16 protein-coding genes are annotated in these 13612 nt (G+C 71.9%); all 16 read right to left on the bottom strand.

Annotated elements, in window-relative coordinates; translation table 11 throughout:
- Window positions 1-784: 784 nt before the first annotated feature.
- Complete coding sequence (locus ACYVLT_RS20540; protein ID WP_461121793.1) at window positions 785-2296, bottom strand: YifB family Mg chelatase-like AAA ATPase; 1512 nt, start codon at window positions 2294-2296, stop codon at window positions 785-787.
- Entirely contained in the window at window positions 2296-2649 is a 354-nt protein-coding gene (locus ACYVLT_RS20535) for a YraN family protein (protein ID WP_461121792.1), read from the bottom strand. Before ACYVLT_RS20535 ends, ACYVLT_RS20540 begins: the two co-directional genes overlap by 1 nt.
- Window positions 2650-2847: 198 nt before the next feature.
- Window positions 2848-3171 carry a DUF2469 domain-containing protein gene (locus ACYVLT_RS20530; RefSeq protein WP_015104440.1) on the bottom strand — a complete coding sequence of 108 codons (324 nt, stop codon included), beginning with the start codon at window positions 3169-3171 and terminating at the stop codon, window positions 2848-2850.
- A complete protein-coding gene (locus ACYVLT_RS20525; RefSeq protein ID WP_461121791.1) occupies window positions 3171-3965 on the bottom strand; it encodes a ribonuclease HII in 795 nt (264 codons plus the stop codon). The genes ACYVLT_RS20530 and ACYVLT_RS20525 overlap by 1 nt, the downstream gene beginning before the upstream one ends.
- A 9-nt stretch (window positions 3966-3974) precedes the next feature.
- Window positions 3975-4877 carry a signal peptidase I gene (gene lepB, locus ACYVLT_RS20520; RefSeq protein WP_461121790.1) on the bottom strand — a complete coding sequence of 301 codons (903 nt, stop codon included), beginning with the start codon at window positions 4875-4877 and terminating at the stop codon, window positions 3975-3977.
- 16 nt (window positions 4878-4893) lie between these two features.
- The gene (gene lepB / locus ACYVLT_RS20515; protein ID WP_360447244.1) at window positions 4894-5796 is read right to left on the bottom strand and encodes a signal peptidase I; all 903 of its coding nucleotides are present in this window, start codon (window positions 5794-5796) and stop codon (window positions 4894-4896) included.
- Window positions 5797-5830: 34 nt separating this feature from the next.
- Window positions 5831-6190 carry a 50S ribosomal protein L19 gene (gene rplS / locus ACYVLT_RS20510; RefSeq protein WP_053720493.1) on the bottom strand — a complete coding sequence of 120 codons (360 nt, stop codon included), beginning with the start codon at window positions 6188-6190 and terminating at the stop codon, window positions 5831-5833.
- A gap of 165 nt (window positions 6191-6355) precedes the next feature.
- Window positions 6356-7090, bottom strand: a complete 735-nt coding sequence (trmD, locus tag ACYVLT_RS20505) for a tRNA (guanosine(37)-N1)-methyltransferase TrmD (RefSeq protein WP_461121789.1) — start codon at window positions 7088-7090, stop codon at window positions 6356-6358.
- Window positions 7080-7598: a ribosome maturation factor RimM gene (gene rimM, locus ACYVLT_RS20500; RefSeq protein WP_461121788.1), complete on the bottom strand. Its 519-nt coding sequence runs from the start codon at window positions 7596-7598 to the stop codon at window positions 7080-7082. Before rimM ends, trmD begins: the two co-directional genes overlap by 11 nt.
- A gap of 8 nt (window positions 7599-7606) precedes the next feature.
- Complete coding sequence (locus ACYVLT_RS20495) at window positions 7607-7846, bottom strand: RNA-binding protein (protein ID WP_015104447.1); 240 nt, start codon at window positions 7844-7846, stop codon at window positions 7607-7609.
- Complete coding sequence (rpsP, locus tag ACYVLT_RS20490) at window positions 7843-8283, bottom strand: 30S ribosomal protein S16 (protein ID WP_360447237.1); 441 nt, start codon at window positions 8281-8283, stop codon at window positions 7843-7845. The genes ACYVLT_RS20495 and rpsP overlap by 4 nt, the downstream gene beginning before the upstream one ends.
- Window positions 8284-8435: 152 nt before the next feature.
- The gene (locus tag ACYVLT_RS20485; protein ID WP_461121787.1) at window positions 8436-9191 is read right to left on the bottom strand and encodes a LamB/YcsF family protein; all 756 of its coding nucleotides are present in this window, start codon (window positions 9189-9191) and stop codon (window positions 8436-8438) included.
- Complete coding sequence (locus ACYVLT_RS20480) at window positions 9188-9970, bottom strand: lysostaphin resistance A-like protein (protein WP_461121786.1); 783 nt, start codon at window positions 9968-9970, stop codon at window positions 9188-9190. The genes ACYVLT_RS20485 and ACYVLT_RS20480 overlap by 4 nt, the downstream gene beginning before the upstream one ends.
- Window positions 9971-9979: 9 nt before the next feature.
- On the bottom strand, window positions 9980-10690 hold the full coding sequence (locus ACYVLT_RS20475) for a lysostaphin resistance A-like protein (RefSeq protein ID WP_461121785.1): 711 nt from the start codon (window positions 10688-10690) through the stop codon (window positions 9980-9982).
- 292 nt (window positions 10691-10982) lie between these two features.
- Window positions 10983-12059 (bottom strand): amidohydrolase family protein, encoded by a 1077-nt coding sequence (locus ACYVLT_RS20470; RefSeq protein WP_461121784.1) that lies wholly within the window; start codon window positions 12057-12059, stop codon window positions 10983-10985.
- On the bottom strand, window positions 12056-13600 hold the full coding sequence (gene ffh, locus ACYVLT_RS20465) for a signal recognition particle protein (protein ID WP_461121783.1): 1545 nt from the start codon (window positions 13598-13600) through the stop codon (window positions 12056-12058). Before ffh ends, ACYVLT_RS20470 begins: the two co-directional genes overlap by 4 nt.
- Between the last annotated feature and the right edge of the window lie 12 nt (window positions 13601-13612).

Genomic DNA, 13612 nt, shown 5'->3' with positions numbered 1-13612 from the left:
GTGGCGCGGGCTGTCGACGGTCCGGGCCGGGACGCCCTCGGCGCCGATGTCTCCGAAGCCCGACCCGCTCCGGCCGGTGCGGCGGCGAGTGCGGGGGACGCCGGCCTGGCCGACGAAGTGCGGGCAGCCGCGGAGTCGGGCGGTCCGAGGTGCGGCGGCACCGGATCGAACGACGCAAAGCCGGCCGTTGCGAGGTTGCGCGACATCGGGTCGAGCGACGCGGAATCGGCCACCGACAGCGACTTCGAGGTAACGAGGTCGGCCGATACCCACCTGGCCGCTCCCGGGTTGGGCGACGCGGGACTGGGCGACGCGGGACTGGGCGACGCGGGACTGGGCGACGCGGGACTGGGCGACGCGAGTCTGGGCGCTCCCACGTTGGGCCGTGCGGGGTTGCCCGCTCCCAGGCTGGGCGACGCGGGGTTCGACGACGCGAGGCCGGCCGCTCCCGGGCTGGGCGGCACGAGACTGAGCACTCCCGGGTTGGGCAGTGCGGGGCTGGGCAGTGCAGGGCTGGACGGTGCGGGGCTGGACGGTGCGGGGCTGGACGCTCCCGGGCTGGGCGAGGCGAGGCTGGGCGAGGTCGGGTTGGCAACTGAGGGGGTGGCGGCCGAGGGGGTGGGTGACGTCGAGGTGGGAGGTGGGGCGGTCGGTGGTGAGGGGTCGGAGGGGGATGGCCGGTGGGAGGGGGATGTTGGTCGGGGTTGGGTGGGGTGGGGTTTTGGGGTGGTTGGGGTTGCTCGGTGGTGTGGTGGCGGTTGGGTGTTGAGGTGGGTTGGGGTGGTCATGCCTTCCTGCGCTCTCGGAATTCCAGGGCGGCCGCTACGTGGTCCGCTGTTGGTTGGTCGACCTCCGCCAGGTCGGCGAGGGTCCAGGCGACCCGCAGGCACCTGTCGGCGCCCCGGCCCGTCAGGGCTCCCGTGGTCAGGGCTCGATCCAGCACCGCGGTCGTCTGTCTGGGCAGGGCGTACTCCCGCCTGAGGACGGGGCCCGGCACCTCGCCGTTGGTCAGCCAGCCGTGGTCCGCCCAACGTTCCGCCGCCCTCGTCCTGGCCTTCTGCACCCGCTCGCGGACGGCGGCCGTCGGTTCCGGTGGGGCTATGTCCGCACCGCTCATGGCGGTCAACGGCCGCATCACGACCCTGAGGTCGACCCGGTCCAGCAGTGGGCCCGAGAGCTTGCTCTGGTACCTCCTCCTGGCCGCCGGCAGGCAGACGCAGTCGATCTCCTTCGGCGGCGCGCACGGGCACGGGTTGGTCGCCATCACCAGCTGGAACCTGGCCGGGTAGCGGGCGATCCCGTCACGCCGCGCCAACCGGACCTCGCCCTCCTCCAACGCCGTGCGCAACGCCTCCAGCTTCGCCGCGCCGAACTCCCGCGCCTCGTCTAGGAACAGCACCCCGCGATGGGCTCGGCTCATCGCCCCCGGCTTCGCGATGCCGGTGCCGCCACCGATCAGCGCGACCGTCGACGTCGAGTGGTGCAGCGAGATGAACGGCGGCGTGCAGACCAGTGGCGACTCGCGGCTGAGCAGGCCGGCGATGGAGTGCACCGCCGTGACCCCCAGGGCCTCCTCCGGCGACAACGGCGGCAGGAGGCCGGCCAGGCGTTGGGCCAGCATGGTCTTGCCCGTGCCCGGCGGACCGGTCAGGAGGATGTGGTGACCGCCCGCCGCGGCCACCTCCAGCGCCCACCGCGCCTCCGGCTGGCCGATGACGTCCGCCAGGTCCGGCCCGTCCGGTGGCGGGGCGAGCGCGGGCGGGGTGGTGTGGTGGAGGACGCCCTCGCCGGACAGCCAGGCCAGGACGTCGGCCAGGGTCGCCGCACCGTGGACGGTCATGCCCTCGACCAGGGCGGCTTCCGGCAGCGCGTCCACCGGCACCACGGCCTCGGTCAGACCCGCCCGCCGGGCGGCCAGCAGGGCGGGCAGGACGCCTCGGACGGTGCGCACCCGGCCGTCCAGCGCCAGCTCACCCAGCAGCACGGTGTCGGCGAGCCGCCCCGCCTCGATCGCCTGGGCGGCGGCCAGCACCACGCAGGCGATGGCGAGGTCGTACCCCGAGCCGTTCTTCGGCAGGGTCGCCGGGGACAGGCCCAGGGTCACGCGTTGTGACGGCCAGTCGTGCCCGCTGTTGCGCACGGCCGCCTTCACGCGGTCCTTCGACTCGTGCAGAGCGGCATCGGGCAGGCCCAGGAGCTGGGTCTTCACCGTCCCGACGCCCACGTCGGCCTCGATCTCGACCGGCACGCCGTCCACGCCGAACAACGCCACCGACCACGTGCGCGCGAGCGCCATCACACACCTCGCAGGTGGTGCAGGCGGACCCGGCCACCGGGCGGCCACTCGATCGAGATCACGTCGAACCGGATCTCCACCCGGCCGAGGCGGTTCGCGCTGAGCCAGCGCAGGGCCGACCTGCGCACCCGGGCCAGCTTCTCCGGCGTCACCGCCTCCAGCGGTGTCCCCCTGGTGGTGCCCGAACGGCACTTGACCTCGACCACCACCAACCGCGCCCCGTCGGTGGCTATGACGTCCAGCTCACCGTCGTCGCACCGCCAGTTGCGCGCCAGGATCGACAGCCCCTGGTGCTCCAGGTACCGGCACGCCGCGTCCTCGCCGCGCCTGCCCAGATCGGTCGCCGTGCTCATGCCCCGCCCCTTCGCCGCCGCTTCGGTCTCGGTTCGACCTTGCCGGGGGTGGTGCGGGGTGACGAGCGGAAGTTCGCCGGCTGTGGACAACCTCAGGGGCTGTGGACAGAGCCGGCGGAATTGTCGGTATCGCGTGGTATCGGCGCGAAGAGACGCAAAGGGGCCCGCCCTAGGGCAGGCCCCTGCGGCTTGCGGCGATCAGGAGTTGAACGGGCCGTCCTCGGGCAGCCTGAGGTCGGGCTTGTCCAGCTCCTCGACGTTGACGTCCTTGAAGGTGATCACGCGGACGTTCTTCACGAAGCGGGCGGGGCGGTACATGTCCCACACCCACGCGTCGGACATCCGCACCTCGAAGTAGACCTCGCCGTCCGCGTTGCGGACCTGCACGTCCACCGAGTTGGCCAGGTAGAACCGCCGCTCGGTCTCCACGACGAACGAGAACTGGCTGACGATGTCGCGGTACTCCTTGTACAGCGACAACTCCATCTCGGTCTCGTACTTCTCGAGATCCTCTGCACTCATTACGCCTCCGCGCGGGTAATCATCGAATCCGCGCCCCTCCTCGTCGCGAGCCTGCCACCGCTGGTCTGCGGGGTTGACCCATTCTGGACCACGGCGGCCGCGACCACGCCGCGCGCCACCCGGTGCGGCGGTTCCAACCCGTGCCGGAGCGCCGCGGCGGCCACATTCGCATACGACCAGCGGTGTTGCGCACTCGGGCCGTGTTCCACCAGCGCGGCGGAGTGCTCGGGGGTGCTGTAGCCCTTGTGCACGTCGAACCCGTAGACGGGCAGTTCCCCGTGCAGACCGGCCATGATCCGGTCCCGGGTGACCTTGGCCAGCACGGACGCCGCCGCGACGCACGCGGCCACCCGGTCGCCCTTGACCACCGGCATGTTCGGCGCCGTGAGGCCCGGCACCGGGAAGCCGTCGGTCAGCACGTACCCGGGGTGCGCGCCCAGTTGGGCGACCGCGCGCCGCATGCCCTCGATGTTCGCCACGTGCACGCCGAGCAGGTCGACCTCGGCGGTCGGGATCACGATCACCGCGTAGTCGAGCGCGCGCTTGAGCACCAGGTCGTACATCCGGTCCCGCGCGGCGGCGGTGAGCAGCTTCGAGTCGGTGAGCCCGTCGAACTTCGCCGCGTCACCCGGCTTGAGCACGCACGACGCCACGACCAGCGGTCCCGCGCACGCGCCGCGCCCGGCCTCGTCGACGCCCGCCACCGGACCGAACCCACGCCGGTCCAGCGCGGCTTCGAAGGCCCAGATGCCCGCGGTCTGCCGGACCTGGACTCGCGGCGGCTTGCGGATCACCCCTCGACCCTATCCCAGTCGCGAGCCGCGCAGCCGCGCCCTCACCCGCCTGCCGAGCACGAGCAGGGGCCACGCCGCCGCCAGGCCGACACCGGCGGGCAGGGCGTCCTGCCAGGCCGGCGCGCCGATGGCCACGACCTGCGGGTCGTGGTCGCCCACGCCCTGCCAGCGCGACGGCGGCAGCACGATCACCCGCGCCTTGCCCACCACGTTGTCCACCGGGACGAGACCGCCCTCGCGGCCGTCGCCCTGGCACCGCGAGTCGCACGAGTCGTTGCGGTTGTCACCCAGCACGAACAGGTAGCCCGCGGGGATCTTCAGCTCGGCGAACGACTCCTGCACCGTGCTGCGCCCGGGCGCCCAGTACACGTACGGCTCGTCCAACGGCTTGCCGTCGACCAGCACCCGGTTGCGGTCGTCGCAGCACTTCACCGTCTGCCCGCCGACCGCGATGACCCGCTTGACGAAGTCCTCCTCGTTCGCCGCCGGGAACCCCAGCAGCGAGCCGAGCCCCCGCACCGCGCGGGCCACCGGGTTGGTCGGCTCGGCGGCCACGAAGTCCTGGTTGATCCAGGTGTCCGGGCCGTGGAAGACGACCACGTCGCCCGGCTCGGGCTCGCTGAAGTCGTAGGTCAGCTTGTCGACCAGCACCCGGTCGCCGAAGCAGCCGTCGGAGCAGCCGTGCAAGGTCTGCTCCATCGACTCCGACGGGATCATGTAGACCTTCGCCAGGAACGACTGGATCAGCACCGCGAGCAGCACCGCGACGCCGATCAGGATCGGCAGCTCTTTCCAGAACGAGCCCTTGCGCTTGGCCTTCTTGCGCGCGCGGGCACGCCACTGCTCGACCTTTTCCTCGTGCTCCGGGTCGCCCTCGTCGGAGGAGCCCCGGGACGATGCGACGTCCACCACCCGGTCAGCGTACCGATCAGGCCTGTGAGGCCCTGGTCAACCGCCTGCGCAGCTTCCGGCCGAAGAACACCAGCGGCCACGCCGCGGCCAGGCCGGCACCCGCCGGGACGGCGCTCTGCCACGCGGGCGCGCCGAGCGCGACGGCCTGCGGGTCGTGGTCGCCGATGCCCTGCCAGCGCGACGGCGGCAGCACGATGACCCGCGCCTTGCCGATGACGTTGTCCTCCGGCACGGTGCCCGCCACGCCGCCACCGCCCTGCTTGCGCGAGTCGGTGGAGTTCGTGCGGTTGTCACCCATCACCCAGAGGTGGCCCTCGGGAACCTTGACCGGCTCGAACGGGTCGTGGTTCTCCGGTGACGTGCCCGGCTGCCAGTAGATGTAAGGCTCGTCCAGCGGCTTGCCGTCGACCAGCACCCGGTGCTGGTCGTCGCAGCACTGCACGGTCTGCCCGCCGACCGCGATGACCCGCTTCACGAAGTCGCGCTCGTCCGGCGGCGCGAGGCCGACCAGCGAGGCCACCGACTGGATGCCCGCCACGATCGGGTTGTCCGAGCGACCGGACGTGAAGTCGTTGTTGCCCCAGGTCTCGGGGCCGCGGAAGACCACGACCTCGCCCGGCTCGATGTCGGTGAAGTCGTACACCAGCTTGTCGACCAGCACCCGGTCGTTGTTGCACCCCGGGCAGCCGTGGAGGGTCTCCTCCATCGACTGCGACGGGATCACGTACACCCGCGCGAGGAACGTCTGGATCAGGATGGTGAGGACGAGGGCCGTCGCGCCGAGCACGAGGAGCTCGCGCCACAGCGGGGGCTTCTTCTTGTCCTTCTTCGACTTGCCGCCCGCAGCCGAGTCCGGTGTGGACTCGACTGCGGGATCCTGACCGTCTTCGTCAGCGGAGCGGTGCACGGGATCTGCCACGTGGGCAGGCTACTGGTTCCGCGTGTGCCCGGCGTCAGGAGGCCGGCTTGGCGTCGCGCTTCTCCTTGATCTTGGCGGCCTTGCCGCGCAGGTCGCGGAGGTAGTACAGCTTCGCCCGGCGGACGTCGCCGCGGGAGGCGACCTCGATCTCGGCGATGTTCGGGGAGTGCACCGGGAAGGTGCGCTCGACGCCGACACCGAACGAGACCTTGCGGACGGTGAAGGTCTCGCGGATGCCGCCGTTCTGCCGGCGGATCACGACGCCCTGGAACACCTGGACCCGCTCGCGGGAGCCCTCGATGACGCGGACGTGGACCTTCAGCGTGTCGCCCGGCCGGAAGCTGGGGATGTCGGAGCGCAGCGACTGGGCGTCAAGAGCGTCCAGGGTGTTCATCGGTGGTCCGTCCTCGTCCTCACGTGTATTGCGTACTCCCCCAAGGCGCGGCCGAACTCAAGTCACACACGCGCGGGGGCGGGCCTAGCGCACGCCGGATGAGTAGAACCGGGTGCAGCAACCTGTCCAGTGTGCCAGACGAGGGGCGGCACCACGAAATCGCCCCTAGTCGAGCTCGTCGAGCAGCCTGCGGTCGTGCTTGTCCAGCGCGCCCTCGGGCAGGGCGTCGAGCAGCTCCGGACGGCGTTCGCGGGTGCGGCGCAGCGACTGGTCCCGCCGCCAGCGGTCGATCGCCCGGTGGTTGCCCGAGCGCAGGACCTCCGGCACGGCGAGCTCGCGCCACACCTCCGGGCGGGTGTAGCTGGGCCCCTCCAGCAGGCCGTCGGAGAACGAGTCCTCGGCGGCCGACTTGGGGTTGCCCAGCACACCGGGCAGCAGCCGGACCACGGCCTCGACCACGACCAGCACGGCCACCTCGCCGCCGACGAGCACGTAGTCGCCGATGGAGACCTCGTCCACGCGCATCCGGCGGGACGCGTCGTCCACCACCCGCTGGTCGATGCCCTCGTACCGGCCGCAGGCGAACACCAGGTGCTCCTCGGCGGCCAGGTCGTGCGCCATCCGCTGGGTGAACGGGCGGCCGGCGGGGGTGGGCACGATCAGGCGGGTGGCCGGGGTGCAGACCGCGTCCAGCGCCTCACCCCACACCTGGGGCTTCATCACCATGCCGGGACCGCCGCCGTACGGGCTGTCGTCGACGGCCTTGTGCACGTCGTGCGTCCAGTCGCGCAGGTCGTGCACGCCGACGCTGATCAGGCCCTTGTCGATCGCCTTGCCCAGCAGGGCGGCGCGCAGCGGGTCCAGGTACTCCGGGAAGATCGTGACGACGTCAATCCGCATCGAGCAGGCCCTCGGGCGGGTCCAGCACGACGCGCTCGCCCGCGATGTCCACCGTGGGCACGATCTCGCGCACGAACGGCACCAGGGTCTCGCTGCCGTCCTCGCGCTTGACCACCAGCAGCTCGCCGCCGGGCCCGTGCACGACCTCCAGCACGGTGCCGACCTTCGTGCCGTCGGCCAGCTCGGCGGTCAGCCCTTCGAGCTCGTGGTCGTAGAACTCGTCCGGGTCGCCGGTCGGCGGCAGGTCCTCGGTGCGGCCGAGCAGCACCGTGCCCCTCAGCGTCTCGGCGACGTCACGGGTCAGCACTTCCTCGAAACGCACCAGCAGCCGCCCGGAGTGGTTCCGGGCGGCTGCGACGGTGAGGTTGCGGGACGTGCCGTCGCGCAGTTTGGCGGCCAGCACCGAGCCCAGCGCGAACCGGGTCTCGGGTGAGTCCGTGCGCACGTCGACCGCGAGCTCGCCGCTGATCCCGTGCGCCTTGGCCACTCGGCCGACGACGACGTCCATGTGCGCGTTCAGCGGTCGGTGTCGACCACGTCGACGCGAACGCCACGACCGCCGATGCCCGCCATCACGGTGCGCAGGGCGGTCGCGGTGCGACCGCTGCGGCCGATCACCTTGCCGAGGTCGTCCGGGTGGACGTGCACCTCGAGCGTGCGACCACGCCGGGTCGTGACCAGGTTCACCCGGACGTCGTCCGGGTGGTCGACGATGCCCCGAACGAGGTGTTCGAGAGCGTCAGCCAACAAGCTCACGCCTCGTCCTTGGGAGCCTCGGCGGCGGGCTCGGCGTCGGCGACCTTCTTGGCCGACTTCTTCTTCGGGGTCGTCGCCTCGGTGGTCGGGGCGTCGCCCGCGGCGGCCAGCGCGGCGGCGAACAGCTCCGCCTTGCTGGTCTTGGGCTCCTTGACCTTCAGCGTGCCCTCGGCGCCCGGGAGGCCCTTGAACTTCTGCCAGTCACCGGTGATCTCCAGCAGGCGCTGCACCGACTCGGTCGGCTGCGCGCCGACACCCAGCCAGTACTGCGCGCGGTCGCTGTCCACCGCGATGAACGACGGCTCTTCCTTCGGGTGGTACTTGCCGATCGTCTCGATGGCCTTGCCGCTGCGGCGGACGCGGGCGTCGGCGACGACGATCCGGTAGTACGGCTGACGGATCTTGCCAAGCCGCTGAAGCTTGATCTTGACGGCCACGGGTGTGGGTGCTCCTCGTGCTCTGTGTGCTCAGGTGCGGGCAGTCCTCACCCGAGTGGGGCACGGGTGGAGAAAGCCCAGATGTCTGGGGCGCCATGGCACGGTGAGAGGGACCGACCTCGGCGAACAACCAACCATTCTGCCAGACAGGTCTACCCCGGCACGAATCGGGCCACGGTGACGCCCGCGGCCGCCAGCGCGGCGCGGATCTTCGTCGCGTGCTCGACCGCGCCCGGTGTGTCGCCGTGCAGGCAGATCGAGTCGACCTCCAGCCTGAGCACGGCGCCGTCGGCGGCGATCAGCTCACCGCGTTCGGCGAGCCCGAGCACCCGGGCGAGCACGGCGTCCGTGCTGGTCAGGACGGCGTCCGGCCGGGTGCGCGGCACGAGGGTGCCGTCCGGGGTGTACGCGCGGTCGGCGAACGCCTCCCGGACCGGGCGCAGCCCCGCCCGTTCGGCGTGGTGGAGCAGGCGTGAGCCGGGCAGCCCGAGGACGGGCAGGTCGCCGAACGCCTTGACCCCGTCCACCACGGCCTGCGCCTGCCGGTCGTGGTGCACGGTGGCGTTGTAGAGCGCGCCGTGCGGCTTGAGGTACTCGACCCTGGTCCCGGCCGCCCGGGCGCACGCGTCGAGCGCGCCGATCTGGTACAGGACCTCGTCGGCCAACTCGGACGGGTCGACGTCGATGAAGCGGCGGCCGAAGCCGGCCAGGTCGCGGTAGGAGACCTGGGCGCCGACCGCGACCCCGGCGGCCGCTGCCTGCCGGCACACCCGGCGCATGGTCGACGGGTCGCCGGCGTGGAAGCCGCACGCCACGTTCGCGCTGGTCACGATGCCGAGCAGGGCTTCGTCGTCGCCCAGGCGCCAGATGCCGAAGCCCTCGCCGAGGTCGCTGTTGAGGTCGATCACGCGGGCATCACCCCGATCGAGACGAGCAGGAGGGTCAGGCCGGGCAGGAAGTTGTTGATCACGTGCGCGACCACGCTCGCGGTGAGCCTGCGCGTGATGAGGCGCGCGATGCCGAGGGGCAGCGCGATGACGATGAGCAGCGACGTCCGCAGCGGTTCGAGGTGGCCGGCCGCGAAGATGACGGTGGTCAGCACGAACGCCGCCCACCGGCTCCAGCGCTGGCGCTCGATCGCGCCCCACAGCAGGCCGCGGTAGATGATCTCCTCGCACACCGGCCCGAGGAAGCACACGTAGAGGAACATCGCGAGGGCCGCGGCCAGGGGCAGTCCCGCGCCGTCCACGAGCTCGCCGATCGCGGAGGTGGCGTTGTCGTCGCCGACCAGCTTCGACCAGATGACCGCGGCCACGTAGGTGAGCGCCAGCCCGAGTGCGCCCAGCTTGAGGCCGATCTTGACGTCCGCCCAGTCCCAGGCCAGCCGCAGGTCCCGGAACGGGCCGTTGCCGCGCAGGTAGGTGACCGCGATCGCGACGCCCGCGGCCAGCACCGTCGGGACCATCGAGCCGATCAGGATGAACGTCACCGAGGAGCCGATGTCCGTGCCCGACGTGCGGGCCACCGCGGTGATGAACACCGCACTGAGAATGAAAACCGCTTCTACCAGCAGGAACGCGCCGAAGCCCCACCGCTGGCCGGCCTGCACCACTTCCGGCTCCCGGCCGACCGCGCGGACGCTCGCGATCAGGCCTGGCGGCGGCTCATCCGGTCTTGTCACAACCATCCACCCTAGTCAGCCGGTGTAGAGGTAGACGGCCGGCAGCAGGTTGTTGGTCGCGTGGGCCACCACGCTGGAGGCAACCCGGCCGGTGATCATGCGGGCCGCGCCGATGGCGAGCCCCTGGGCGAACAGGCTGAGCACCCGCCAGCTCTCCTCGTGCAGGAACGCGAAGACGAGCGCGGTGAGGGAGAGGATGGCGATCCGGGGGATCTGATAGTGGGCCAGTGCTTGCCACAGGGCTCCCCTGGTGAGGAGTTCCTCGGTCAGCGGCGCGCCGAGGAAGACGAACAGCGCCGCCGCGGCCAGCCAGATCGTGCGGCCGCCGGCCAGGGCCTCGATCTCGTCCAGCGAGCTGGACCGGTCCGGGTTGATGCGCAGCAGCAGCGCGCCGAGCAGCCAGGCGGCCAGCAGCGCCGCGCCGCCCGCGGCCAGGCCCACCTTGAGGTCACGGGCGGTGGGGATCAGGCCGAAGTCCCTGGCGGGCCCGTCGCCCCGGCGCCAGGAGATGACGACGGGGCCGAGGCCGAGCAGCACGTTGGGCAGGAAGACCAGCAGCAGGAGCGGGCCGAGGACCGGCGGGTCGGTGATGTCCACCTCGGCGAAGCGGTCGGCGGTCGCGGCGGTGAAGACCAGGATGGCGAGGTGGTAGCCGGCCAGGCCGGTGAAGAACGCGAGGAAACCCCAGTGCGCCCGGCCGGTGTCCCGGTCCCGCTGTTCCTCCACTCGTCCGAACGTAGTGGTCCGGTGGGGCGGAGTGCCGCCCGAGCCGGTTCAAGATCACCCTGACGGCGGCAGGGATGACTTCGGGTGGCGGAAGAACTCCTCGCCACGCGGCCCCACCACGGATTTCCTACCGCCGACCGGGTCGTGGGCCGCGCCGGTCGGGCCTGCTCCGGGCGGCGGTCAGGCGTGGACCCGGCGGTGGGTCCGGCGCGAACGCAGCAACGGTCGGGCCTGCTTCCGGCGGCGAGCAGGCGCGAACGCAGCAACGGTCAGGCGTGCTCCCCGGCGGCGGTCAGGCGTGGATCCGGCCGCGCAGCATGACCAGCGCGGGGTGGCGCAGCGCGTCGAGGTCCTCGCGCGGGTCGGTGTCGTAGACCACGATGTCGGCCGCCGCACCCTCGGCCAGGGACGGGAAGCCGAGCCACTCGCGAGCGGCCCACGAGGCCGCGCCGAGGGCCTGGGTGGGGGTCATGCCGACCCCGTGCAGGGCCTTGACCTCGTCCACGATCCGGCCGTGCTCGATGCCGCCGCCCGCGTCCGTGCCCGCGAACACCGGCACGCCCGCCTCGACGGCCTTGGCGATGGTCTCGGTGTTGCGCGCGTACAGCTCGCGCATGTGCCCCTGGTAGACCGGGTACTTCTCCGCGCCGGCCGCGATCGACGGGAAGTTCTCGATGTTGATCAGCGTCGGCACGAGGGCGGTCCCGGCGCGGGCCATCTGCGCGATCGTGTCGTCGGTCAGGCCCGTGCCGTGCTCGATGCAGTCGATACCGGCGTTGAGCAGGGCGGGCAGGGCGTCTTCGCCGAACACGTGCGCGGTGACCCTGGCCTTGTTCTCGTGCGCGACCTTGATCGCCTCGGTGAGCACGTCCTCGGTCCACAGCGGCGCGAGGTCGCCCGTGCCGCGGTCGATCCAGTCGCCGACCAGCTTGACCCAGCCGTCACCGGCGGCGACCTGCTCGGCCACCGCGGACGGCAGGTCGGCCGGGTCCTCGATCTCCACGCCCAGGTACTTGATGTACCGCTTGGGCCGGGCCAGGTGCCTGCCCGCGCGGATGATCCGGGGCAGGTCCAGCCGCTCCTGCAACGGGCGGGTGTCCACCGGCGAGCCGCAGTCGCGGATGAGCAGCGTGCCCGCCCGCCGGTCGGCGAGGGCCTGGTCGACCGCCTCGGGCAGGTCGACCGCGCCCTTGGCGCCCAGGCCGACGTGGCAGTGCGCGTCGACCAGGCCGGGCACCAGGTAGCCACCCGTGCTGACGGTGGTCGCGCCGGGCACCGGCCGGGTGCGGATCCGGCCGTTGACCACCCAGACGTCCTGCGGGTCCTCGCCGTCCGGCAGCACCACACCCCGCAGGTGCAGGCCGGTCACTTGCCGAACTTCAGCTTCGACGGGTCGAAGCCGGGCGGGAGCTGGTCGAGGCCGCCGATGCCGGGCGGCAGCTCGTGCCCGCCGCCCTGGGGCGGCATGCCGGGCATGCCGGGCATCATCCCGGGCATGCCGGGGAACCCGCCGCGCACCTTCGGCGGCGTGGGGCCGCGGCCCTTGCCCTTCTTGCCCTTCTTCCCCTTGCCCTTGCGGTTGTTCTTGCCGCCCGCGCCCGGCAGGCCGAAGCGGCCGGCCATCTGGCTCATCATCTTGCGGGCTTCGAAGAACCGGTTGACCAGGTCGTTCACGTCGCTGACCTTGACGCCCGAGCCGTTGGCGATGCGCAGACGGCGGGACGCGTTGATGATCTTCGGGTCGTCGCGCTCGGCCGGGGTCATGCCGCGGATGATCGCCTGCACCCGGTCGAGGTGCTTCTCGTCCAGGTTGGCCAGCTGGTCCTTCATCTGGCCCGCGCCGGGCAGCATGCCGAGCAGGTTCGCGATCGGGCCCATCTTGCGCAGCGCGAGCATCTGCTCCAGGAAGTCCTCCAGCGTGAGCTGGCCGGAGCCCATCTTGACCGCGGCGGCCTCGGCCTGGTCGGCGTCGAACGCCTGCTCGGCCTGCTCGATCAGGGTGAGCATGTCGCCCATGCCCAGGATCCGGCTCGCCATCCGGTCCGGGTGGAAGACGTCGAAGTCCTCCAGCTTCTCCCCGTTCGAGGCGAACAGGATGGGCTGGCCGGTGACCTCGCGGACGCTGAGCGCGGCACCACCGCGGGCGTCGCCGTCGAGCTTGGTGAGCACCACGCCGGTGAAGCCGACGCCCTCGGAGAACGCGGTCGCGGTGTTCACCGCGTCCTGGCCGATCATCGCGTCGACCACGAACAGCACCTCGTCGGGCTGCACGGCGGCGCGGATGTCGACGGCCTGGCGCATCATCTCCTCGTCGACGCCGAGGCGGCCCGCGGTGTCGACCAGCACGATGTCGTGCTGGGCCCGCTTGGCCTCCTCGATGCCCTTGCGGGCCACGTCGACCGGGTCGCCGACGCCGTTGCCGGGCTCGGGTGCGAACACGGGCACGCCCGCGCGCTCGCCGACCACCTGGAGCTGGGTCACCGCGTTGGGACGCTGGAGGTCGCAGGCGACCAGGATCGGCGTGTGGCCCTGACCCTTGAGCCACTTGGCGAGCTTGCCCGCCAGGGTGGTCTTGCCGGCGCCCTGCAGACCCGCGAGCATGATCACGCTGGGCGGGTTCTTGGCCAGGTTGAGCCTGCGGGTCTCCCCGCCGAGGATGTTGACCAGTTCCTCGTTGACGATCTTGACGACCTGCTGGGCCGGGTTCAGGGCCTGGCTGACCTCGGCGCCCTTGGCGCGCTCCTTGACCTTCGCGATGAACGTCCGCACCACGGGCAGCGCGACGTCGGCCTCCAGCAGCGCGACCCGGATCTCGCGCGCGGTCGCGTCGATGTCGGCCTCGGAGAGCCGCCCCTTGCCCCGCAGGTTCTGCAGGACCGAGGTGAGCCGGTCGGAAAGGGTGTTGAACACGTTGCCGCCAGA

This window comes from Saccharothrix stipae, assembly GCF_054781895.1.
Note: the sequence above shows the minus strand (reverse complement) of the source record. Positions and strands in the feature narration are given on the sequence as shown.